This is a genomic window from Mucilaginibacter sp. UR6-11 (genome assembly GCF_020880695.1).
In the GTDB taxonomy this organism is placed as follows: Bacteria; Bacteroidota; Bacteroidia; order Sphingobacteriales; family Sphingobacteriaceae; genus Mucilaginibacter.
Map to the genome: position 1 here is coordinate 145,354 of NZ_JAJIWO010000007.1, position 24,708 is coordinate 170,061.

20 protein-coding genes are annotated in these 24,708 nt (G+C 44.2%); 8 read left to right on the top strand and 12 right to left on the bottom strand.

Translation table 11 applies throughout. From position 1 onward, the window contains the following. Positions 1–224 precede the first annotated feature (224 nt). The 8 genes from LJ658_RS16150 to LJ658_RS16185 all read right to left on the bottom strand — a co-directional run bounded on the left by LJ658_RS16150 (position 225) and on the right by LJ658_RS16185 (position 7,105). Positions 225–1,379 carry a DUF1302 family protein gene (locus tag LJ658_RS16150; RefSeq protein WP_230547570.1) on the bottom strand — a complete coding sequence of 385 codons (1,155 nt, stop codon included), beginning with the start codon at positions 1,377–1,379 and terminating at the stop codon, positions 225–227. Next, positions 1,376–2,098 carry an ABC transporter ATP-binding protein gene (locus LJ658_RS16155; protein ID WP_230547571.1) on the bottom strand — a complete coding sequence of 241 codons (723 nt, stop codon included), beginning with the start codon at positions 2,096–2,098 and terminating at the stop codon, positions 1,376–1,378. The genes LJ658_RS16150 and LJ658_RS16155 overlap by 4 nt, the downstream gene beginning before the upstream one ends. A 43-nt stretch (positions 2,099–2,141) precedes the next feature. Further along, positions 2,142–3,305, bottom strand: a complete 1,164-nt coding sequence (locus LJ658_RS16160; protein ID WP_230547572.1) for an FtsX-like permease family protein — start codon at positions 3,303–3,305, stop codon at positions 2,142–2,144. 62 nt (positions 3,306–3,367) lie between these two features. Continuing rightward, a complete protein-coding gene (locus LJ658_RS16165) occupies positions 3,368–4,570 on the bottom strand; it encodes an FtsX-like permease family protein (RefSeq protein ID WP_230547573.1) in 1,203 nt (400 codons plus the stop codon). A 16-nt stretch (positions 4,571–4,586) separates the two neighbouring features. After that, the gene (locus LJ658_RS16170) at positions 4,587–5,327 is read right to left on the bottom strand and encodes an outer membrane lipoprotein-sorting protein (protein ID WP_230547574.1); all 741 of its coding nucleotides are present in this window, start codon (positions 5,325–5,327) and stop codon (positions 4,587–4,589) included. 219 nt (positions 5,328–5,546) lie between these two features. Continuing rightward, positions 5,547–5,870, bottom strand: coding sequence for a hypothetical protein (locus LJ658_RS16175; RefSeq protein WP_230547575.1), 324 nt, complete (start codon positions 5,868–5,870; stop codon positions 5,547–5,549). Between the two features lie 17 nt (positions 5,871–5,887). Then, on the bottom strand, positions 5,888–6,619 hold the full coding sequence (locus LJ658_RS16180) for an acyl-CoA desaturase (protein ID WP_230547655.1): 732 nt from the start codon (positions 6,617–6,619) through the stop codon (positions 5,888–5,890). Positions 6,620–6,910: 291 nt separating this feature from the next. Further along, a complete protein-coding gene (locus tag LJ658_RS16185) occupies positions 6,911–7,105 on the bottom strand; it encodes a cold-shock protein (protein ID WP_230547576.1) in 195 nt (64 codons plus the stop codon). A gap of 301 nt (positions 7,106–7,406) precedes the next feature. Here LJ658_RS16185 and LJ658_RS16190 point away from each other — a divergent pair, with 301 nt between their 5' ends. Together LJ658_RS16190 and LJ658_RS16195 are read left to right on the top strand one after the other, a co-directional pair. Next, a complete protein-coding gene (locus LJ658_RS16190) occupies positions 7,407–8,243 on the top strand; it encodes a universal stress protein (protein ID WP_230547577.1) in 837 nt (278 codons plus the stop codon). 113 nt (positions 8,244–8,356) lie between these two features. Continuing rightward, positions 8,357–11,008, top strand: a complete 2,652-nt coding sequence (locus tag LJ658_RS16195; RefSeq protein ID WP_230547578.1) for a cation-transporting P-type ATPase — start codon at positions 8,357–8,359, stop codon at positions 11,006–11,008. On the opposite strand, the gene LJ658_RS16200 is transcribed toward LJ658_RS16195, so the two are convergent. From LJ658_RS16200 to LJ658_RS16210, 3 genes are all read right to left on the bottom strand, one after another. Then, positions 11,005–12,075 (bottom strand): AI-2E family transporter, encoded by a 1,071-nt coding sequence (locus LJ658_RS16200; protein ID WP_230547579.1) that lies wholly within the window; start codon positions 12,073–12,075, stop codon positions 11,005–11,007. The genes LJ658_RS16195 and LJ658_RS16200 overlap by 4 nt on opposite strands. A 250-nt stretch (positions 12,076–12,325) precedes the next feature. Further along, complete coding sequence (locus LJ658_RS16205; RefSeq protein WP_230547580.1) at positions 12,326–13,573, bottom strand: arsenic transporter; 1,248 nt, start codon at positions 13,571–13,573, stop codon at positions 12,326–12,328. Between the two features lie 263 nt (positions 13,574–13,836). Further along, entirely contained in the window at positions 13,837–16,725 is a 2,889-nt protein-coding gene (locus tag LJ658_RS16210; protein ID WP_230547581.1) for a glycoside hydrolase family 38 C-terminal domain-containing protein, read from the bottom strand. Positions 16,726–16,939: 214 nt separating this feature from the next. Here LJ658_RS16210 and LJ658_RS16215 point away from each other — a divergent pair, with 214 nt between their 5' ends. Next, entirely contained in the window at positions 16,940–18,478 is a 1,539-nt protein-coding gene (locus LJ658_RS16215; RefSeq protein WP_230547582.1) for a lipase maturation factor family protein, read from the top strand. Positions 18,479–18,481: 3 nt separating this feature from the next. Here the strand turns inward: LJ658_RS16215 and LJ658_RS16220 are convergent, their stop codons facing one another. Next, complete coding sequence (locus LJ658_RS16220) at positions 18,482–18,754, bottom strand: hypothetical protein (protein ID WP_230547583.1); 273 nt, start codon at positions 18,752–18,754, stop codon at positions 18,482–18,484. Between the two features lie 118 nt (positions 18,755–18,872). On the opposite strand from LJ658_RS16220, the gene LJ658_RS16225 reads away from it, so the two are divergent. The 5 genes from LJ658_RS16225 (at position 18,873) to LJ658_RS16245 (ending at position 24,700) form a co-directional block, all read left to right on the top strand. Next, complete coding sequence (locus LJ658_RS16225; protein WP_230547584.1) at positions 18,873–19,046, top strand: hypothetical protein; 174 nt, start codon at positions 18,873–18,875, stop codon at positions 19,044–19,046. Positions 19,047–19,172: 126 nt separating this feature from the next. After that, positions 19,173–20,375, top strand: coding sequence for a hypothetical protein (locus tag LJ658_RS16230; protein ID WP_230547585.1), 1,203 nt, complete (start codon positions 19,173–19,175; stop codon positions 20,373–20,375). A 14-nt stretch (positions 20,376–20,389) separates the two neighbouring features. After that, positions 20,390–22,045 carry a hypothetical protein gene (locus LJ658_RS16235; RefSeq protein WP_230547586.1) on the top strand — a complete coding sequence of 552 codons (1,656 nt, stop codon included), beginning with the start codon at positions 20,390–20,392 and terminating at the stop codon, positions 22,043–22,045. Positions 22,046–22,181: 136 nt separating this feature from the next. Further along, the gene (locus LJ658_RS16240) at positions 22,182–24,131 is read left to right on the top strand and encodes a TonB-dependent siderophore receptor (protein ID WP_230547587.1); all 1,950 of its coding nucleotides are present in this window, start codon (positions 22,182–22,184) and stop codon (positions 24,129–24,131) included. Then, a complete protein-coding gene (locus LJ658_RS16245; RefSeq protein ID WP_230547588.1) occupies positions 24,131–24,700 on the top strand; it encodes a YfiR family protein in 570 nt (189 codons plus the stop codon). Before LJ658_RS16240 ends, LJ658_RS16245 begins: the two co-directional genes overlap by 1 nt. The last annotated feature ends 8 nt before the right edge of the window (positions 24,701–24,708 follow it).

A 24,708-nucleotide genomic window follows, 5' to 3' on the forward strand; every position in this document is an offset into this window, starting at 1 on the left:
ATAAAAGTGGCAGTCTTTAAATCTATTTCGATTTTGGCATATTATAACTTGGAAATATAAGGCAAGGTACAGTATTGCATTTCATAAGCAGATCATTAATTAAACCGGCATCGAATTTAGATTTTTCTGTTAATCAGAGGTCGCTGGTTCGGGGCTGGCTTCAGGAACTTGAGGAAACACTTAAATAAGTGTTTCCTTTAATTTAAAGAATGATTGACCGGGCACTAAAAGTTCCATTTCAGCCGCAAAAAGCAGATGTGGCTCACCGCTTCAAAAACATGAGCCTGTTCAGCAAAAAATGATTGCCATACCAGGTCCGCATCAAGATTGGTAGCTAGATTATACCGGAAGGACGGATAAAGGATAAGCAGGTTTGTCCCGGGGGCATAAAGTATACTCAGATTTGCAGATAACAGCGGAGTGAGCTCCTTCGTTGTTGTAGCAATGATATTCCATTTCGTAGGCATCAGGTTTTCCGGTGAAAGTCCCAGGTTTAAATTGCCCCAATTATTCAGAGATTTGTTTAAACCGCGGTTATTAAATAAAAGCCCTAAATTAACATACCAGCCGTTTTTAAACATATAATCCCCCTGGAGGGTCAGGTTCAAATGGTTGGTTGAATCCCTTCCTGGCAAAAAATACTGCACCTCGCCTTTAAAACCGGCATCTTTAATACTACCCGCCCAGCCGGCGCCTATGGTGGGATTTTTATAGTACCATCCGGTAATGAGTTGCAGGTCATAACCCCATTTATTGAGGGCATATTTAAGCGCTGCTACATTTCCGTTTTTTTTACCGGTATTGGCATAGGCAATTTCGGTATTAAAAGAGCTGCTGAAAAGATACCTGGCTCTACCCCCATCCACACCCGGTCGTTCTTCATAGTCGAAGTCAAGAAAATTGTAGGAATTAAAAATGTCATTGGGATTCCAGGTGGTAGCCATCCCCCAGTTGATACGCTGGCGCCCGACACGGATATTCAGTTGATCATTTCCATAATCAACATACAGCCTTTCCACATTGGTCAGCAAAACCAGCGACTTATTTTCAATCCATATCTTTTGCATATTTATTGCCTCGTTTTGGTTTCGCAATAGCGATACAAAGCCAGGGGTCTGCTTTACTTCATCCCCCCAGATCAACCGCGTACGAAACTCGGCATCAGCGGTAAGCCGGGCTGTCGGCAACCATTTTACATTGATCCGGTTGTGAATAGTGTTGCCCGATATTAAATCGCTGAAGTCTTTATCAAATGTGAGGGTCTGAAGATTTTTAACATATCCGTTGATGGTCAGCTTTTTTGATGTTGCGGTGCTGTCCTGGGCATTTGCGGCTATTGCAAATGAAAAGATAAACCCGATAGCCACCAGCTTTTTCATTTCTTCTCACTGACATTATCATGTGTAGTTGAGACCGTTGCTGTATCACTGGTTATCTTGCCGTCAACCAGGGTGATAACCCTGTGGGCCCGGTCAATTACCCGCTGATCATGCGTAGAAAAAAGAAAAGTGATCTGTTCTTCCTTGTTAAGCTTTGCCATAATATCCAATAAATTAGCCGCCGACTGGGAGTCGAGGTTTGCAGTTGGCTCATCTGCTAAAACAAACTGTGGCTTGGTTGCCAGGGCCCGGGCAACAGCTACGCGCTGCTGTTGCCCGCCCGATAATTGCGCCGGCCGGCTATCCAGCTTATCAGTCATTTCTATCTGGCCAAACAATTGCTTAACCCGGGCCTCTCTTTTGCTTCTTTCCACACCCTGCAGCTGCATGATGAATTCTACATTTTCTTTCGCAGTAAGCACCGGGATCAGGTTAAACGATTGAAATACGAACCCTATGTTTTTCAGGCGGAAATCGATCAGCTGATTGGCTGATAGCCCGGTGATATCCAAACCATTGATGCGCACCTGGCCTTCATCAGGTTTGTCCAGGCCGCCTATTAAGTTAAGCAAGGTGGTTTTGCCTGACCCGGACGGTCCTACTAAGGCGGTAAACTCACCTTTTTCTATGTGCAGATGCACATTGTTTACTGCGTACACCGGTATAGTTTCTTTGTTGTATACCTTACTGATGTTATGTGCGTCGATTACTGTGTTCATGATTAATCTATTTAGCAGAAAACATTTTTCATTTTAAACCGGTTTATCTTCTCAGTGCCTCAACGGGCCGCAATTTCACCGCTTTTATCGCCGGAAACAGGCAGGAAATGATAGCAGTGCCGGTAACGATCAGCAAAACAGCCAATAGCTTGTCGGCAGGAAATTCCGGGTAAACCATTGTGCCGAAACCAAAACTACTCATCATATCCTGCCCCATCCCTGAAAGGTCGAGCCCGTGTTCATTAAAATAAGCTGATGTACCCCAACCGATTAAAATACCGATTGGTGTACCGGCAAGCGTCAGGAAAATAGTTTCAAGAAAAATCAAAGAGAATACTTTTAGCCGGTTGGTACCCAGTGCCATCATCATACCGATTTCGCGGGTGCGTTCCAAAACGGCCATCAGCATGGTATTAACGATACCAAAAGCCAGGGCGAACATGATAATGACCATGATGATATAGGAGTATTGATCGGTTGTCTTAACCATAAAATCCGTTTCGGGCGAAATTTCCCTCCACGATTCGATCTGATAAGCGGGAAATGCCCGCTTTAATTCCTGCTGCACTTTATTTACATCGTTATCATTTTTTAGCAATAGCATAACCTCGTGGAACCCGTTTGAAATGCCCAGCAAAGCATTCAGATCGGTCATCGTTATGTATACATTTTTTTCATCCAGCGGCGTATTATCGCTTTTGTAAATGGCAGTTACCCGAAACGCGCCTGAAACCATATTGCTTGCGGTATCAGTAAAAGTCAGCACGAGTTTCGACCTGACCTTTAACTTCATCTTTGTAGCCAGCTTTTGACCGATCATGATCTCATTGTTTTTAACCGGATCAAAAACCTTCCCGGCGACGATCTTCTTCTTGAGTTGGGAAGCCTCATATTCCAACTGCGGAACAACGCCGTTTATCTGCACACCCGCGCTGCCGGTTGTGGTCGAGAGCATACCGGTGGTTATGCTTCGTGGTGCGGCGAGTTTAACCGCGGGCATTGAACTAACTGTTTTTAATATTGCGGCCCCGTCCGTCAGCACAAATTTGGGTTCGTAATCTTTCTTAAAATTGATGTCGTGTATCTGCAAATGGCCAACCTCAGCGTCGATAACGGTACGTACCCTGCTTTTCATCATCCCTTTATACAAGGCCAGCACGGCAATACCGGCAAATAAACCCACTGCAATCGATAAAATAATAACCATGCTCCGCATTTTGTTGCGCCAGATATTCCGCCATGCCATTATCAAAATCATCATCATTTTTATTAGCGTTTCATTGCTGTAACAGGGTCTAACCGGATTACTTTGTATACTGGGTACAGCGATAGCAATAAGCCGATTAACAGCACTACCATACCCTGGTGAATAAAAATGGCCGCACTGGTTGAAGTGGGAAATATGGCTTCAAAGCCAAACTTTTCATATATTCTTGCGGTCTCACCGCCCATCTTTAAGGGGTGGCGGTTTAAATAATATACGATAGGAATACTGGCCGCTATCCCCAGCAGACAACCTGTAATTACGGTGAAAACTGATTCTACCATCAGCAGGAAGACCAATTTTGTTTTTTTCATTCCTACCGCCAAAAGCATACCCATTTCAAACTTTCTTTCAACCATCATCATTAACAAGGTGCCAAAAATGCCAAAGCAAATCAACAGGTATAAAATCCCCTGGATGTATTTCATATTATTTGAATCTGACGCGATATGTTGCTTGATATCCGGCATGAGTTCTTCCCAGGTCATCACTTCGTAAGCTGGGCCGAGGGCCTCAGCCATGGTTGACCTGGTAGTTTGCAGGTCCCTGGTGTCCTTCAATGAAAGAATATAAGAGGTTACCATGCCATTAGCGCTGTAAAAATCCTGTGCGACAGCCAGGGGCATAAATAGTGATTTGCCATTTAACTCAGGCGAGCCAAATTTTACTATCCCTTTGATCAGATATTTACCTGCTGCTGTGGCACCGTGATACCCCTGCCCGATGAGCAATACGGTATCATTAGTTTTCAATTTCAACCTTTCAGCCAGTCCCTGCGACAACAACACTGCCTGTTCGTTATCCTTCAGGTAACTGCCTTGTACAATTTTATTTTTTAATAAAGTGATCTGATTCTCTTTTTCGGGCTCGATGCCTGCAACCAGTGCCCCCTTGGTTATGGCAGCCGAAGACGCCAATGCAAATGATTCTATCCTTGAAGTAACAGTAAGCACATTTTTATCACTTAAAATTTTCCGCGTTGCCCCTGCCGATGATTCAAAGCTATTATCCAGGATTTGCTCATTCCAGTATCCTTGTTTGTGGACCTGTACGTACCCAGTATAAAAACTTACCACATTTTTGACCAGGTTATTAAAAATGCCGTCTTTCAAACTACTGGCTATGACAGATAAAATAACAGCAAAAAAAATAGCGGCCATTGTAATAAGCGTTCGCATGTTATTACGCCACATATTCTTCCATGCCATTTTTATCAGCCACATATTAATTGAGGGTTTTCATCTTCTCCACCGAGAAGAAATTATCGTCAATAGGTTTATTGTATTGAATATTGCTATAGATCATTACTGTTTTTTGCCCCTTTTTATCGGCAGGTATCATTTCAAACCGGGTTGGGATGATACGGTCATGCATCAATTTTATATCATAGCTGTTCATGGTATTAATGAGTTGACCGTCATCATCAAAAAAACGGCTGTTCAATTCAAGGAAATCTGTTTTGTCAATACATATAATCACCTTACTCCATACCACTGCGGTTGCGGGCTTGGGTATCATGCGGATGATATAGCAACGCCTGTTTTGTATAACGGTATCGCCCATAATGGCTTGGTTGTAATCATCCACGATGGAAGATTCCTTCACCAGGTCATCGTTAGTAAAATCAGTACCCATCCAGCTCTGGCTCATCATTGACGGGGGGAGTTTAATATTGCGATCTAAAACGGGCATCCAGTTCCATACCTCTTTTCGCTTTTTCAAGAAAACAGTCCCCTTATCTTTGGCCGGGGATTGAATGAGGATTATGGAAAGCTGGTTGCCCTTTGTCCATATTTTACATTGCATTTCCCTGCTCCAGGTCGGGCGGAGAGTTTTGATAATGATTTCGGCCTGCATTGTCGCGCCCCGCATCTTTTCATCAGCTTTTCTCACAATTTCTTTCGCATCCTGCGAGAACGACCTGAAAAATGAAAAGATGAAAAACAAAATAATTGTCGGTCTCATACCTGTGTTTATTTTAATATTAAAAATAAAAGAACAGGGTGATGAGGATACTGACACCGGTCATATAGATACATGATGCTGGTCAGGCTTTCCGCTTACGTATTAAAAAAGCTCAAAAGCGGCCCGTCGGCCTATACTTTTGAGCTATGAACGGCGTGCCATTTGGAAAAAAAACTGGAGGTGAACCAGTTGCCGAATAGCCGGGATTCGCGCAGAAAATCACCGACGCGGGCGGCCGGGATTGTGAGCTACAACGTAGTACAGTGCACTTTGGATTAGGCTTTTGGCATTCATAGCGCTTTCTGCGCTGTTCAGTGCCTGGCCGAATGTAGCTTTGACGATACGATAAAGTTGCGGCAAAAATTCGGGTGATACCTTCGTGGAAATAACAGGGTGATAGTTTTTTTCAATGGCTGCCTTCTCAGCCGCGGTAGCCAGGCCTATTTTCCAGCTTTCGCCGGCCTTAAAGCCGTATTCATGCGCAATATTGTTTAGGTCGAAGAGATATTCTTTCGCCAGGTATTCGGGGGTTTTATAGTTCACTTCTCTTTTAAATAAAATTAATAGGCTCTTCTGAGTCTGATGATACGCAGCCAGTGCATTAGTTTCATCACGGGGTAAACGGGGTCGATTTCGAACCAGCGTTTACCGAAATTGGCGCTGTTGGGATGTTTGTGGTGGTTGTTCTGAAACAATTCGCCCAGCATCAAGAAGTCAAAGGGCGTAGTGTTTTTGGATTTGTCCTTGTTGTCAAAGTTTGCGTAACCATATTTATGCCCGCACCAGTTAACGATAGCGCCATGAATAGGCCCCATCATAAAGTGAATAGGCAATAGCAGGAATAGCCACCAATATGGTGCAAAGAAAATATAGAATGCGGTATAAGCCGCGCCAAACAATAACCTGGAAAGTATCGACGAGCCCATACGGTCAACAACAGGCCATTCGGGATAATGTCCCGGAAACTGAGCTTCTGGGTCCTTGGTACGTTTGACGTAATCACCAAAAGTTTTGATGGTGTGATTCATCATTTGATACACATCAGTGAAAAAATGCGGCGAATGGGGGTCTTTGTCTGTATCGCTGAAAGCGTGGTGCTCCCGGTGCATCAAAGCATAGGCCCGTGGATTTAAAAATGAAGCGCCCTCAAAAAGATAGGCAAGCAGATAAAAAACGCGTTCCCAGAATTTACTCGTGGTAAACATCCGGTGGGAAGCGTAACGGTGTTGGAAAAAGGTCTGGAAAAATAAAGAGCCGAACCAATGGCCGATAAAAAACAATAAAATGATCAGCATAAAAAAATGATGAGTAGCAATGGTTAAATTCCCGGGCATAGCAAAGCCGGGGATGAATAATTGGGGTAGTCAACAGAGAGGGTAATGGTTCACTGTGGCCTGGACTTCGCCTGGCGGAAGCAGCGCGGTAATGATTTAAGGTGCGCTGGCCGGCCAAAAAACAGCAGGTACTTAAGTAGAATTTGAAAGATTATAGTATTAAACTGCTAATCCCTTTATTTATTGTTGTTTAAAACAAAAAGCACCGCCGGTAAAGGCAGTGCTTTACGATAATTTTATAGTGATGTATTAGATAACTTTAACATTGATCGCGTTCAGGCCTTTTTTGCCTTCTTGTACATCGTACGCTACCTGATCGTTTTCACGAATCTCGTCGATGAGTCCTGTCACATGAACGAAAATCTCGTTCCTGTTGTCATTTTGTGAAATGAATCCAAAACCTTTTTGGTCATTGAAAAATTTCACGGTTCCTTCTTTTTGCATTGTATTTTTAATTAATATGATACAAGGTACGCATAAATAGCCGACAAATAACTCGCTGATGCAGAATACGTTAATAAACACCGTTATATGACAATGTGGTTATAAAGCAAGTTAAAACGGGCCAATAAACCCGGCTATCCAGTATTGATGCTATCAATTAAATTAATTATGACGAGCATCACTTTCGACCCTGATGAGAATCATGCATTATCCAATCGGTATTTAATTACTTTGAGCATAGAATTCACCGGATTAAGCAGCGATAAATGCCTTTCATTCCACCTGTATCAATTCCAAGATCATGAAAAAAATAAGCGCTGTTTTTGATGGACTGAAATTTGCAGACAACACGCTGGCTTATGCGATCAAACTAGCCGAAAGCAGCAAGGCACTGCTGTCAGGAATTTTCCTGGAATCATTTCTCTATAATAGCTACACGTTGACAGATCTTATTGGAAAACACGGCGTGTCGCAAGTAAAAATGAAACACCTGTTGGAAAAGGATAAGGAGACACGGCTAAAATCAGCAAGTACATTTGAACAGGCCTGCAAAAAGGCGCATTTGAATTACACTCTGCACCATGATCCAGGTCTTGCAATACCCGAGGCGCTGAAGGAAAGTATCTATAGTGATCTGCTGCTTATCAGTTCCGGGGAAACATTCAGCCATTTACCCGGCCAGTCGCCCACCTATTTTATCCGTGAACTGTTGGCGGGGGCCCAATGCCCGGTATTGATCGTACCCCGAGAATATCGCGAAATTGAAAAAGTAATGCTCTTATATGACGGCAAACCAGCGGCGGTGTATGCCATAAAGATGTTTAATTATATGATGCCGTGGCTGCGAAGCAAAACCACGGAAGTGGTTTCTGTGACAGCTATTTCAGATACGGCCGAACTCCCTGACGAAGTTTTAGTAAAAGAATTTATCACCTGTCATTACCCGGCGGCAAGCTATACGCTTTTAACTGGTAACCCGGAAGACGAGTTATTAACCTACCTCAAGGGCAACAATAAAAACAGCCTGGTGGTTTTAGGAGCCTATCAACGGGGCGGAGTGTCCCGCTGGTTTAAATCCAGTATGGCGGACCACTTAATGAAGGCGATTGATGCACCTTTATTTATTGCGCACCATTAAAATGAGAAATCATGGAAAAGACAGTTATTGCCGCCAATCAGTCCGTCAATCAAAGGCTGCCGTCAGTTTCGCCATTAAACTGGTCAAACAATAACAAACGGGAGGGAAAGTAAATGAAATATCCTTTGGATCATCCTTTTTCATTAACTGTAGAGGAGGTGGTCAGGCTGGCTCAAACAGACAGTCATAAAGGAATTTCTGACCATGATGCAGCAAAACGCCATAAAGCTTATGGCCCAAACACTTACCAAACACAACAGCAAAAAAACCTATGGACGATCCTTCTGTCCCAATTCAGGAACCCTATTGTATACCTGCTGGTTTTTGGCGCAGGTGTCTCCGTATATTTTAAAGATCTCCTGGAAACCATAGCCATCCTGATAGTTATTATCATCAATGCGCTGATCGGTTTTTTTATGGAGATGCAAGCCCGCAGTTCAATGAACGCATTGAAAAAGATGGAGGTGATCCATACTAAAGTGATCCGTAATGGCGAAGTCAGGTCTATACCCGCTGAAGCGGTGGTGCCCGGCGACCTTGTTTTGCTGGAGGCTGGTGACATCATTCCCGCAGATGGGCGCATAGTAGCCCTTAGCCGGCTGCTCTGCGATGAATCCTCACTTACCGGCGAATCGCTCCCCGCTGACAAGGCCACCGGTGTACTGCCGGCAGATACCGTTATCGGCGATCGGCAGAACATGGTTTTTAAAGGCACTTCCGTTATCAATGGAAACGGGAGAATGGTAGTAACCGGTATTGCCGCGCATACGCAGTTAGGTGCTATTACTGCTTTGGTTGAAAACGCGACCGCTACAGTCACTCCGTTGGATCAAAAGCTCAACAGGCTAAGCCGGAAGCTGATCTGGATCACGCTGGTTATGACTGCAATATTTGCGGTAACGGGCTTTATCCGGGGTAAAACTGTCCTGACCATTATAGAAACCTCTATTGCCCTGGCAGTGGCTGCCATACCTGAGGGTTTGCCTATCGTCGCGACCGTTGCCTTATCCTACGGCATGTTGCTGATGGCCAAACGAAACGCGATTGTTAAGAAATTATCAGCCATAGAAACGCTTGGCAGCACCGGGGTGATCCTGACGGACAAGACCGGTACTCTAACCGAAAATAAGATCCATGCGGACACATTCGCATTTCCGGATGAGAGTATTAAGGTCCATATCGAAAATAACCTGCTAAAATTCCCGGGCGGCGCGATCAAAGTAAGCAATGAAAATTTCAATAAACTTTTATTAACCGGCATCCTGTGCAATAATGCGGATGAAGTAACCGGCGATCCCGTGGAAATGGCATTAGTGCAGGTAGCTATCGCCGCAGGTTTAGATACCAATACATTGATCAGGCAATACGTCCGTATTGCAGAGTTGCCCTTTAGTTCAGAACTTATGATGATGGGCACCCTGCACCAAACCGCCAACGGATATTTTGCCGCAGCAAAGGGTTCTGTTGAACGATTACTTGAAAAATGCACGCAAATACAATCGGGCGGGAGAATTAAAAATTTAGACAGCGATTCTAGTAAGGCCATACTTGTACGGTCCGAAAAAATGGCGGCAAGCGGATTGCGGGTGCTGGCATTTGCCTACCGGCAGGATGACCTTCTTAACACATACAATTACCTTAATGACCTGGTTTATATCGGGATGGCTGGTTTTGTCGATCCTCCCCGGATAGATATCAAAGGGGCTATCCTGAGCTGCCGGCAGGCGGGCATTAAAGTAGTAATGATCACAGGCGACCATCCCCAAACCGCGCTGAACATCGCCCGGAAGGTCGGCCTGACCGATGAGGGCGACAAGGAAGTGATCACCGGGAAAGAACTCCCTCAAAGCGGTTCGTTGAACAAAGCATGGACACGACGGATATTAGCTACTGCTGTTTTTGCCCGCGTTTCCCCCAAACAAAAACTGGAGATCGCGGAGGTATTCCAACAGGCTGGCGCTATCGTAGCCATGACCGGCGATGGCGTCAACGATGCACCGGCCTTAAAAAAAGCAGATGTAGGTATTGCAATGGGCCTGCGGGGGACCCAGGTAGCTAAAGAAACAGCCAGTATTATATTAAAAGATGATTCGTTTACTTCAATCGCCGGAGCGGTAGCACACGGCCGGGAGATCTTTCAGAACATTCAAAAATTTGTGGTTTACCTGGTTTCCTGTAACCTGAGCGAGATATTGATCGTGACGTTATTAGGTGTGCTTATCCCTTCAGCCACTTTATTGCCACTGCAGATCCTCTTCCTGAATATGGTAACAGATATTTTCCCGGCGCTGGCGCTGGGTTTAGGAACAGGTGACAGGACCGTAATGCTTCGGCCGCCGCGAGATCCCAAAAAAAATATCATCACCAACAAAAAATGGTTGACGATAGCGCTATATGCCGCCGTTATCACGTCGGCAGTAATCATTGCTGTCTTTTATACGAAAGAAGTATTTCACAGCGATGATCATACCTGCAATAATGTAGCGTTTATCACACTCACTTTTGCGCAATTATTTTATGTGTTCAACATGTCCTCGCATGGTTCGGTCTTTTTTAATAACGAAATTACGCGGAACAAGTGGGTGTGGATAGCTATTTTAATTTGCAGCGGCCTGATGTTGTTGGTTTTTGCCGCTCCCGGCCTGCGATTAGTGTTAGGTTTGTCTATACTTCCTTTTAAACTATGGATAACAGCCATAACCATAAGTCTGCTGCCCCTGGTTATTTTCCAGGTTTACAAGGTCATCCAAAAGACCGCCCGCTAAACCCGCAGCTGGCTTTTTGACGGTCGTTCATCTCCCAGCAACACACCCCATTGTTTATAATTTTTAGTTCGGTCTGACACTATCTTTAAAATAGACAACACCGGCATGGCCAGGAACATACCCGATAAACCGGCCATAACGCCGCCAACGATAATACCGACAATGGATACTAACGGATTGATCCTGACCTGCGAACCCACGATACGTGGCATTAGGATATTATTATCCAGGAATTGCACAACTGTGATGACTCCTAATACGATCAGCACATCAACCAGGTTATCTGATGAAGCCAGGGTCAGCAATACACCGAGGATATTGCCAATTAAGGCCCCCAGGTACGGTATCAGGTTTAAGAAAGCAAAGATGATCCCTATCAATAATGCGTTCTGGATGCCAAAAAGCCACAGCGCTCCTCCTAAAAGAATAATAATATAGGTTATTTGTATCAGTAATCCGACGAGGTAGTTTTTAGCCATTTTTTCTGTTTGCCGCACAATTTCCTCCACGTCTTCGTGTTCTTCTTTTTTGAACCACATCAGCAGGAACTTCAAGAAAAGATTTCGGTACAGGATAATAAAGTAAATGTAGATTGGAAGTAAGCCCATAAATATAATGATGCTTGACAAGGATCCGGCGGCACTGCCTAAAACGTCCCCCAGAGAACTGAATAATTTTTTACTCTGCACATTGATGAACCTCACTTGTTCTGCCGGAGAGTAGCCAAATGACGTGCTGATCCAGATACTCAAATCATCCAGATGTTTGGCTACAGTACGTTGGACCTGCGGAAAATCGTCCAACAAAGCACCCACCTGACCGGAGAACAGCCAAATAATCAACGCCACGATGATGGTTAATAACAAGATTGGTAAAAAAACGGCAATCACTTCAGGCACTTTTAATTTTCTGAAAAAACGAAATACCGGTAAAAGCAGCAGGCTAAAAAAGAAGGCCATCAGCAATGGCATGATGATCGTATTTCCAACTACTATGATCATCCCTAAAACAAACAGGCCAATGAGTTCTATGGTCCGTTTTACGGTAACCGGCATTTCTTTTAGCATGGTTTGATTTTACATTTTTTTACAGTGCGTGCTTTTTATGATCTAATATAATTCCTTTATATTGTTTTACCATGAGATTTTGTTGATCCAGGACAATCTCCTCTAAATTCAAGATCAACAATTAATTTGGTCGTATTGGTCTATGTAGTTTACCCATTATCAAAACTTTATCGCCCAAGACCAGTAGTCCCTGAACCTTCTTCCGACATCCTGCCGGATACAGGCATCTTACAACCAGGAAAGTATGCCTCTAAAAAATCCATAAAGATGCCAGCGCTGCAATAAGCGCCGCAGACATAACAATACTGCCGATTTTTAAAAATGCCCAGGCGCTTATAGTTTGCCCCTCCCGCCGTAAAGCTACCAGCCATAATATGGTGGCAAGCGAACCGGTTACGGAAAGATTTGGCCCCAGGTCGACACCGATAAGTATTGCACTTTTAACCACCTCAGGGACAGTGCCATTTTGAATAACGTTGCCGGCAATAAGGCCCGCGGGTAGATTATTGGTTAAGTTACAAACCACCGCGACAATGCCGCCGCTGACCCAAGCCGCACCGGATACAGAATGAACAATAGCATTATTCAATGCACCAGCCAAATGCTGCGTTAAACCCGTATGATTTAATGCTTCAACAATAACAAACAGGCCGGCAACCAATGGCAAAACCGACCATGAAACACCCCTGATTACTAGCAGCGGATTTTTTTTTGAACGGATGATTACAATACCCGAGGTGATCACACCGGTTATTGCAGTAGGTAATCCCAGCTGAGTATCTAACGCGGAAGAAATTAATAATACGATAGCCGTAAAACCTATGCCCAGTAAAGCGGTTTTACCGCCATTTGATAACCGGGGCACGTCAATGCCGGTTTGTATTTTATCCTTAAAGCAGCTTCTTTGGATAAATTTAAGAGCGAGATAGCTCACCACAACAGCGCAAACAGATGGTATGGTGTACAAATCCAGCCAATGCAATAATGAAGGCATCTTGCTTGCATAAATAACCAGGTTAGCCGGATTAGATATAGGCAGTACAAATGAAGCGGCATTAGCTATAAAGGCGCAGATAAGCAAATAAGGTAATGGCTTATCCACCCTGGCAGCTTTAACGGCTGCCGCAACGGCCGGTGTTAAAACCACCGCAGTTGCATCATTGGATAAAAACACAGTTACTATAACGCCTACTATATAAATTAATAAAAACAGCCTGTGCGGTGACCCTTTAGCCATTACGGTTGCGTGGGCGGCAAGCCAATCAAACAGTTTTTCTTCGCGTGCGGTTTCTGCTAGCAGCATCATCCCGGTTAAAAAAAGGTAGACATCGGCCCCTTTTAACACACCGGTTAAAGCCTCTGCGGGCTTAATTAACTGCAATATCAGCAACAGGATTACACCACTTACCGCGTAAACCGCTTCGGCTACTTTAAATGGCCGCATGATAACTCCGGCAATGGCCAGAAAAGAGATTGCCCAGATAGTGGTATAGTTCATATTACGGCGTCATCTCCAAACGTATCTCATTTGTTACCTGCCAATAACCCTTACTTAAAAACATCGCCGGTAAATTTTCGTTAAACATCGGTAGTAGCATACGCATTGCTTTCTTTACTATATAGATATTAGCGTTTTAATACCCCAGCATCAATAGCTTGTTAATATTTTATCATGAAAAACGTACTATTTGCCTGTTTCAGTTTATTTTGCTTTTGCATTTTTTTTGTTGTGAGTATATTTCGCAGCGACAGGTGCTAGCATTATTTTTCTACCAGTATAGTTATCACTCCCTTTGCCGGCAATATAAAGTTGTTGCTTAACGCAGTTTTTTTATCCTCGGTTAAATTGCTTTCCCATATTTTCAGGATTGCTGATGTTTGGGGGTTAATATTTACCCGCGCATCTGAGGCGCCACAATTTACTAATTGGGCAATCACGCCTTTGCCATCATCGGCAGGCTTGATAGCTTCAACATAAACATTGTTACCATTAACATTAAAAAACAATTTGTCGCTACCTGCCGACGCAGCGGCAACAACCAGCGGCTGGTGATTATTTAAACCGTCCTGTTCTGCCTTAAAACTGTCATAGCCATTTGCATGTGCCTGTAAAAAATAGTGAAAAGTAGCTAACCCACCCTGTTCGGCCCTGAAATTGGTATGCCATAAATTATTCATCACCCATGAAAAAATTTGCGATGATTGCGGGGTATAACTTAACCATTGCGGTGCATGATGCAGCCCCCCCAACAGTCCGCCGGTAGTAATCTTTCCAATTTCAAATAAAGGCGCATCCGGACTTGACCAAGTTACCCCGAATGAAGCGTTTGAAACATCTACCCAACGTTGCATAGTGTACCAGTTTCGGTTGGCATTAGGCAGCTGGTCTGTTTCGGCGGTAAGATTGCCCCAGGGGATACTATAACGCACCTGCGCGCCCGCAACATTAAACGGAAATGCAAAATGCACACTTTCTTTGCGGCGGATAGCGATCTTATCAACCGTATTAATTAGTTCAACTTTATCCAGGCCATTTACCAACCTAATTTCACGGGTAAGGCTATTTACGCCGGGGGCTTTTGAAGTCACCAGCAAACTAACTACCAATGGCCCTTTTTCTTTTATGGTGATAGCAGCAGCCGAGCTGGTTTCGATCTTCTGTAGTGAATCGCCGGGCATGTACAGGTATTTGTTAAAACCGGAAGAGTCAACCACAACTAAATTTTTACCGTTTTGATTTTTTACAATCCGATTAATATCACCCGATTGCTTATCTATATTAACCGTGTAAATTCCGTTGCTTAACCCGGTTTCGGTAATTTTTGACTCTCCTTGTTGGAAAGCGTTGCCCGGGTTTATCGTGTAAGTACTTTTACCAAATCCAGGCACCCCTTTGGCAATAAATGCCAGTTCGCCGGTACTTAAGCGTTGCGAGGGTATTTTTTTACCGGCCACATCTTTTACCAGGTCACCGGCCCTGCTTAATGATGCTGCTACATAAACCACATCCGTACGCGGCCATGATAGCGTGTTATAAACATCAACCCCATTTGCTTTTGCTGCGGGCACAGCTATCGCTTTATCGGTAAGGGTATCAGTTAATCCCTTGGCATGCAAAACGTAGCCTTTTTTTACCGCCCACTCGCTTATTACTTTTTCGTTTTCGGGTTCGCTCACACTGTTATAAGCGCCCCAGGTATGCTCATTATAAAGCAGCAAATTTTTCCAGGTCTCGTTAAAATCGGCAGCCGGATATGAGGGCTTGTCCCTGATGGCCCATATCGCATCCGCCTGTTTTAAACGGTCTGATGTTTCACGGCTCAGCGCTGTTTCGCGGGCGGCTGATGAGACGCCGTCCGTCCAGTACTCGGTATAATCGCCAGAAAAATTAGGGATCCTATCCCTATAAGATGCTTCAAAATCGGTAAAAAACTGTTTTGTTGACGTAATGATCAACTTTGGTGAAGCATAACGCTCATTCCATGCTTTTACCGCATCCGGTAACTCAGGATCTATCGGCGCGTTATCACTCATCGCCCAGGTAAGGATTGACATATTGTATGGAAAACCGCTTTGTTCTAATCCGCCCAGGTAATCAAACAAATAAGGATTTAAAAAATTATCAGACGGATGGCCGCTATAATAGGGCTTGGGATCTTCAACAGTAAAAAAGTTAGGGATCCTGGTACCTTTAAGTGCATACCCTATTGAATACGGCTGGCACTGCCAAAACAATAGCTTTTGTTTTCCTGACGGCGATACCCAATAAAAAGGTTTATCCTGCCATTTTGCTAAATTACCTATCCGATCTGAAGCGTTGGGCCCCGATAAAAAGTATTTAATGCCGGTTTGATCGCTCTGCGCTGCAAGCCCCCACGAGGCGCCCGGCACATCCCCCTGAAACATTGTATGTATCTCTACCCCGTGCTGCTTAGCCAGCCGTTGGCCGGTAGCGAACATTTCCATCAGCTGACGCGAATCGGTCATGCTGGTATTGGTATTGCCGTAAGCGCCATCAAGGCTTATCCAGCCTTTCTTTACGGCATCCCAGAAACGTTCTTTTTTTGCAGCGTCGGCTTTCTTTAGATAATTTTCTACAACCCAGATGGCTTCAGTGGTCCACTTAAATTGGGCCTCTGCCGGGTAATTGGCGGTTTTTTTTGCCAGATCTATTGATTCATCAATATTATCCATGTGCAGTTTTAATACTTTAGCCTGTACATTGGTATAACCGATATCCACATGCGAATGCGGCAAAACATATACGCGCCAATCCGCTTTGGCAGGCTCAACTATACAGCGGGCAACGTAAGTTTGGTTATCGGCGTGCAACTTAACGGTAGCCTGCGTGGCAACCGCCACCGGCGGGCCGGGCAAACCAATTTCTATAATATCTTCGCCAACTTTACTGGCCGGTATTTTAATATGATCTGTTTGGCCGTTAAATGATATTTCCACAGTTGCTTCATCAAAGTTTTTACCGTCTTTAAATAGCAATCTTACCATCCGCTTATTACCACTGTTGCTTTTTAAGTAGGCTACAGTTGGTTGCAAAGTAATTGCACCAAAATGCCGGCTATTTGTTTGGGCGTTAACTTTCAGGGCGGCAATTGTCAGTATTAACAATGCTAAAGCGCGAAGTTTATTCATATTTATATCTTTTATCATTAACAATTAAAGGTCACTTGGCTAGTTTTGAATTTAATCGGGCTATCAAAGTTCCTGTACGTTTCATTTAATGCTAAAAATATAATTAATTAATAAGATGGCGGCTTTTTAGCCGGCAAATTTCGGTCTGTTTTTAGTAATTTAAACAAACCATATTAAACGCCCGCTGTACTATTAAAAACTAATCCACTATAAAATGGAAACGGTTGCACAAACAGGCTATTCAACAGATACCACCGATGCCATCCCTACCTACTGGCTTACACGGTTTGTTATTTTGAGATTGTTGGGCGTCGTCTATGCCGTAGCTTTCATGGTGGCCGTAAACCAGCTTATCCCGTTAATAGGCGCACATGGGTTGCTCCCGGCAGGCAACTACCTTGAACAGGTAAGTAATGCCCTGGGGCCAGCCGGAGGATTTATCCGGCTGCCCTCGCTATTTTGGTTCTGGCATACTGATACCGCGCTGTTAACGGTTGCCTGGCTGGGGCTTGTACTATCAATAGTGGTAATTACAGGCTTTGCTAATGCGCCGCTGCTTAGCATACTTTGGGCATGCTACCTGTCAATTGTTCACATAGGTCAGGATTGGTATGGCTATGGCTGGGAAATTCAATTAACCGAGACCGGCTTTCTGGCAATTTTTCTTTGCCCGTTAATAGATATGCGCCCTTTCCCCAAACGCGCCCCTTCCACACTTATTATTATACTATTCAGGTGGCTGGCATTCCGGATCATGCTCGGCGCCGGGTTGATCAAATACCGGGGCGATAAGATCTGGCGGGATGCAACGGCTTTATATTATTATTTTGAAACACAGCCCATCCCGGGGCCGTTAACCCGTTGGTTCCATTTTTTACCGCATGCACTACTTAAAATTGGCGTCTGGTTTAACTGGCTGGCCGAGTTGGTGGCCCTCTGGTTTGTTTTTGGCCCGCGAATGGCCCGTCATATAGCCGGCGGCATTATTATTTTATTTCAATTGGCTATTGTGTTAAGCGGCAACCTGTCATTTTTAAACTGGTTAACTATCGTTCCGGCGTTGGCATGTTTTGACGATGGATTCTGGGCAAAACTATTACCTAAAAGACTGGTGCTAAAAGCAAAAGAAGCCGCAGAGCATGCTGAAGAATCAAAACCCATGACGATAACAGCCTGGATAGTTACCGGGCTTGTGGCAATATTGAGTATCCAGCCGGTAATAAACATTTTATCGCCGGGGCAAGTGATGAATACGTCGTTTGATCCTTTAGATCTGGTTAACACCTATGGCGCATTCGGGAGTGTTGGCCAGGAACGGTACAATGTAATTTTTGAGGGGACAGTTGACGATACTACCGGTAACAAGGCCCGCTGGCAACCTTATATTTACAAGGGCCTGCCGGTATTATTGAATAAACGCCCACCACAAATAGCACCCTATCAGTTGCGGTTAGACTGGCAAATGTGGTTTGCCGCTATGTCAACTGCTCAACAATATCCCTGGACCTATAACCTGGCCTGGAAGCTTTTGCATAACGATGCAGACGCTACCAGCCTTTTTGCCGTCAATCCGTTCCCTGATAAACCTCCCAGATTTATCAGGGCTACCTTATACCGTTATAAATTTGCCAGGCCAGGCAACCCGCAGGGATTAGTCTGGACCCGTGAAGAAATTGGCGAATGGTTGCCGGTATTATCAACCGGTGACGAACGCATTATAAAATATCTTAAGTACCAGGGATGGATCCGTTAAGCTCTATTTAACAATATGATCTGCAAAAGCCCTAACGGTTTTTTTGGAAACATTGGTTTTGTTACTGACAAAGTTTGAAGCAATATCCTTCACGCTGTCTGTAAATACTTTTCCAATTTTATCAAGTTCTTCGTTTAGTGAGTTTGATATCTTATCTCGCGTAGCTGAACCGTTTTTAGTTAAATACAAAAATGCTATAGCACCTGCTGCCGCAGCACCTGTTACACCTAAAGCTATAAGGGCAGTGTTATTTTTTTTTACAAATGGGTTTTTCATGGTCATGTGTTTTATAGTTTAACAAGGAGTGTGTAGTTTGGTTCTGATTATTTAATTATCTTTTTTGCTTACGCGATAAGTAAAACAATTTGCCGTTTGCGACTATTTTATTTATACTATGAAAAAGCACACCGTCCCAAACGAACCTGAAGAAATGCCGGTACAACCCGAGCGCCCTGAGGTAAAACAACCCGTTGATCCTAAAGAACCCGATCTTCCCGAAAAGGAAATTGAAGAGATCCCCCAGGAATTGCCACCACCAGCCACTCAAAAAGAAATTGGCGATAAATAATTCTCTTATACTATTGAATCACGGGATATCTGCAGCGTTTTTTTTATGTTTAAGTTTTGATGTACCTTAGTATAGCGGATAGCATCTGCGCCCCAGGCATTATCAATATTAGCAACCCCGTTCACAATGAGTAGTATAACGTTATCACCCACCCAGACGTTGGCGGAGACAAAAGCGGTTAGTCATGCCGCCCCCGTCAACCTTCCTGTTTATATCTACGCTGTTGTATTTGCGTCGTTTTGCATTACGGTTGGGCTTATATGGGATATTTCGTGGCATACCAGCATAGGACGCGATGGATTGTTTTCGCCGCCACACCTGGCAACGTATATTGGTGCCGTAACATCCGGCATATTTTCGGGGTATTACGTGCTTAGACTGACTTTTGCCGGAAGTACAGAAGAGAAACAACAGTCGATAAAATTCTGGAAAGTTTTTTACGGTTCGTTAGGCGCTCTGTTTTGTATCTGGGGTGCTTTTGCCATGATCACATCAGCTCCGTTTGATGACTGGTGGCATAACACTTTCGGGCTGGATGTACAGATCCTGTCGCCCCCGCACACCGTGCTTTTACTGGGCATGGTTACTATCCAATTTGGGGCCATGGTAAGCGTGATAGCCTTACAGAACCGTCAATCGGCAATAAATACCTATTCCTCCAAAGCCATATCATGGTGCTTCCTGTTGTCGTCAGGCTTTTTACTGGTGATGTTGTTTACTATAGCTTCCGAGTATCTAACCCGCCATGATATGCACAGAAGCTTGTTTTACAAGGTTAGCAGTGGTTTGTTCCCGCTATTTCTGGTTGCCGTGTCCAGGGCATCAACCAGTAAATGGGGCGCTACACACATGGCCGCCGTTTATACAATAGTAATGGCCTTAATGGTATGGATACTCCCGCTATTTCATGCCGAACCTAAATTGGGCCCGGTATTTAACCATATTACAAATTATCAAAGCTTTCATTTTCCGTTACTGCTTATTTTCCCTGCCCTGGCTATTGACTGGCTGAACCAGCGCCTGCAAAATCAACAACCCATTGTTAAAGCTTTGGCGCTGGGCGTGTCCTTTACCCTGATCTTATTTGCTGTACAATGGCCATTTGGTGATTTTCTGAGCGGGCCCTACGCCCGTAATTGGTTTTTTGGTACCACATCATGGTATTTCGGTTCTGACCCAAATTTTATATTTCGCTATGACTTTGCACCATATAAGGTGGATCAAGGCCCCGTACTGATAATCGGCCTCACTATCGCCTGCGTATTTGGTGTCTTATCGTCGTGGCTGGGATTAGCCTGGGGCCGTTGGATGAAATCTGTTAAACGGTAACCTAACTATATATCATGAAAAAAATTATTTTTTGCTTAGCACTGCTTTTAACAGTCTATCATGGCTATGCACACGTAGGCAGCCCCGGCGTAACGTTTGAAGGCAATGCCGGCCCTTATAAAGTGATAGTGAGTATCAATCCGCCAGATGTTATCCCTGGAACGGCAATGGTAACCGTGTATATGGAAGATGGCGTGAAAGGTGTACAGGTAAGTGCTAAACCTGTTTACTGGTCGGCCGGCGCAGACGGCACCCCCCGCGCCGACCCGGCAAAACCATCAGATACCCAACCCGGGCGCTTTGATGTAAAAATATGGTTCATGAATATTGGCACATCAAGCATTGAAGTAATGGTTGACGGGCCAAAAGGCAGGGGCACGGTATTAGTGCCTGTTATGGCCGTATCAACTGCTAAAAGATCAATGCCCGCTGGTTTAGGCTGGGGCCTTTTAGCCATGGCCGTTTTTTTACTGTTACTGATGGTAACCATAATAAGCTCAAGTGTTAGCGACAGCCAGCTAAACCCGGGGGAAGAATTAACCAAAGGCCTGCGCAGGCGCCGTATCGTCGGCAGCGTTAGTGCACTGGTTATATTACTATTGATACTTTGGGGAGGACGGGCATGGTGGAACGTAGCGGCCGATAGTTATAACAAGTTTTTATACCGGCCATTGCAGGCTACCACATCTGTAAACGAGCAGGCTGGCACGTTAACGCTGCGTATTGATACCGGTCAGCTCAACAATATGGGGCGCAGCCGCCGCATGAACATTACCCGGGCAATGAATTACCTGGTGCCTGATCATGGCAAGCTGATGCATCTTTTTTTAATAAAGGCAGGCGACCTTGATGTTTTTGCACACCTGCACCCCCAACGTTTAGATTCGATAACATTTGCGGCCAAAATGCCTGATCTGCCTGCTGGTAAATATTGGGTTTATGCAGATATTACCCGGTTGAGCGGGTTTGCAGAAACTATTGTTGATACACTAAATATTAAAGAAAACATCTTCCATACCGCAGGGCTGAACAATTTTGCTGGTTTAGCGCCTGACAATGACGACACTTTTTATATAAGTAATCCGGTAGACAACAAAAGCCCTGTCAGAACCGGAGCCGCGGTTTGTGGTCTGCCGGGTATTGAAACCAGGCTGAACGATGGTTCAACCGCCATTTGGCTGCAAAGCCCCGGCCAGCAAATCAGGGCTAATGAGCTAACCATGCTTAAGTTTGAAATACTTGGCCCCGACCGTAAACCGGCCAGGTTAGAGCCCTATATGGGCATGATGGCACACGCAGTAATATTAAAAGACGATGGCAGCGTTTACATCCACCTGCATCCGGCCGGCAGTTATTCAATGGCGTCGCAAAAGGCACTGCTAGACAGGATAGCCTTTCATGAGCCTTTAGATAAATATTTGCCGCAACCGGCTGTCTTTGCAGATAGTATCAACCATTTTATAACCCGCGTGAACGCCATGGACGAAACCCGGCGCAATAAGCTTTTGATGGTTAATATGCCGGATATGACATCAGGGAAAGAAGGGGCAATGGCGCATCAAATCAGTTTCCCCTATACTTTCCCACAGCCCGGCAAATATCGTATTTGGATACAGACCAAACGTAACGGTGTTATCTTGAATAGTGCTTTTGATGCAGAGGTAAAATAATTGGTTATAATGTAAGCGGAATATAAACGCTCATTATTAAACACTTATGGATACATTATCACTGGGGGAAATATTAAACAAAACCAACTTGCATTCGGTTTGTTAGTAACTCTCATCCTGATAACCTATTGTGCGCATGAAACAATTTTACAAAACATTCTTGTTTTTGTTAGCTCTGCGAGTATTACATCCGCTATGTGCTGTTTCACAAACCAGTGTTGACTCACAACAAAATAGTTCAGGGCTTTCTGTAAAAAAAATAAAAAAGTTATCAATAGAAGAGCTGATGAATATCGAAGTTACTTCTGTATCAAAAAGGCCTGAAAAATTATCAGAAGTAGCATCTGCAATACAAATAATCACGCAGGAAGATATACATCGCTCGGGCGCTACCAATTTACCCGAAGCTTTAAGACTGTCACCAAATTTGCAGGTGGCACAATACAATTCATACGCCTGGATCATCAGCGCGCGGGGTTTCAATAATGTATTCTCTAATAAATTACTGGTGTTGATTGATGGCCGTACTGTTTACAGCCCCCTTTTTGCAGGTGTATACTGGGATGCGCAAAGCGTGCCGTTAGAGGATGTAGACCGGATAGAAATTATTAGCGGACCCGGTGGTACCATTTGGGGAGCTAACGCCGTAAATGGGGTTATCAACATCATCACTAAAAAAGCTAAAGACACCCAGGGATTATATCTATCAGCAGCGGCAGGAAGGTATCTGCATGATCAGTTTTCGGCGCGGTATGGCGGCAATATTGGTTCTGCTATAAGTTATAGAATATATGGATTACACAACCAGCTTGATCAAACTCTTAACGCCAAAGGACAAAATAATACCGATAACTGGTATTTGAACCAAGGCGGTTTAAGGGTTGATTATGATGCCGGGGGAGCAAATAAACTTTCATTTCAGGGCAATGCTGAGGGCGGAACAGAACATACGAGTCCGGGGCCAAGCAGCTTTGACCACCAGGATATAATGGGCCAATGGTCACACACCTTTTCGCCGCAATCTGATTTGCAGGTACAGGCCTATTATGACCGCATGTGGCGACGGGATCTGCTGGGCACCATTAATGATCAGCTGGAAACGTATGACATTGATCTGCAGCATCATGTTCAACTAAGCAAAGATAATAACCTGCTTTGGGGCGCCGGTTACCGGCTAATGCGCGACAACTCGCAAAACACCAGTACATTTGTCGGGTTTGTACCAGCCGTAAGGAATCTGCACCTCTACAGTGGGTTTATACAGGATGAAATCCAGTTAGTGCCTGATGCTTTTAAACTTACCATCGGCACAAAATTGCTGCATAATGATTATTCTGGTTTTGAAATTCAGCCAAGCGTACGCCTGGCTTGGACACCGGTTCAGCAACAAACCGTGTGGGCCTCTATATCCCACGCTGTACGCACGCCAAGCCGCATAGATGTTGATTATCATATCCCTACTTATCCGGTGGCTCCATCAGTACAAAATGTGGGTGGTGGTCCCAACTTTACATCAGAGAAGCTAATTGCTTATGAACTGGGGTACCGCGTGCAGGCAAATCAAAAGCTATCATTGTCAATAGCTACCTTTTATAACCAATATGATGACCTTTATAGCGTAGAGGTAGTGCCCGGCACCTTAACCTACCTGATACAAAACGGCATGAAGGGAAATTCGGAAGGTGCTGAATTAACCGGTATGTACCAGGCTACCGCAAGCTGGCGGTTGCGGGGTGGATATACATTTTACCATAAAAACATTGAGGACAAGCCGGGACATACTTTTGATGTTACTTATGAAGGTACAGACCCCCAAAATCAGGTTATGCTGCAATCTATGCTTGATCTTTTTAAACATTTTCAATTTGATGTTGTAGGTCGTTTCGTCAGCGGCCGTCCGCGGTCGGTTATTGCGGGGATACCAGCAGTAAATGGTTATGCCAATTTAGATGTCCGCGTGGCCTGGCAATACAAATCCCTTGAACTTTCGGTAGCAGGGCAAAATATTGCTAACCCAAATCATGTGGAATTTGCTGCTAACCGTATTCCGCGAAATATTTATGGTAAGATCGCAATCAGGTTTTAATGGCTAAAGCAAAATATACAACTGCCGGATTGTTAAAGGCCATAAGGCTTTTAGCTGTCATGCTGTTTTTTGCTTTTTCATTTAATATTTCAAAAGTGCAGGCGCAACATAAGCCATCGCTGGAGTATCAGGTAAAAGCTGCCTTTATCTTTAATTTCACCAAGTTTGTTAACTGGCCGTCGTCAGTTTTTAAATCTGCCGATGCTCCCTTTATAATTGGCATCATTGGCGATGACCCCTTTGGGCCTTATCTGGATGAGCTTGTAAAAGGCGAAAAAATAGGCACCCATAAAATAATAGTTGTGCGTTATACTGATGTTAATGACGCTACCAATTGCCATATGTTGTTTATAAATGCCAACCCTGTTATCCAACAAAACGTATTAGCACTCACCAATAACCAAAAAATTTTAACTGTAAGTGACTCTGCCAGTTTGGGGACCAGGGGTAGTAATATTTCTTTCTTTAAGCAAAACAATAAAGTAAAAATCGAAATAAATATTAATGCTACAAAAAACTCAAAACTTGAAATAAGCTCAAAACTGCTTAGCATAGCCAAACTTAACTAATTTGAGAA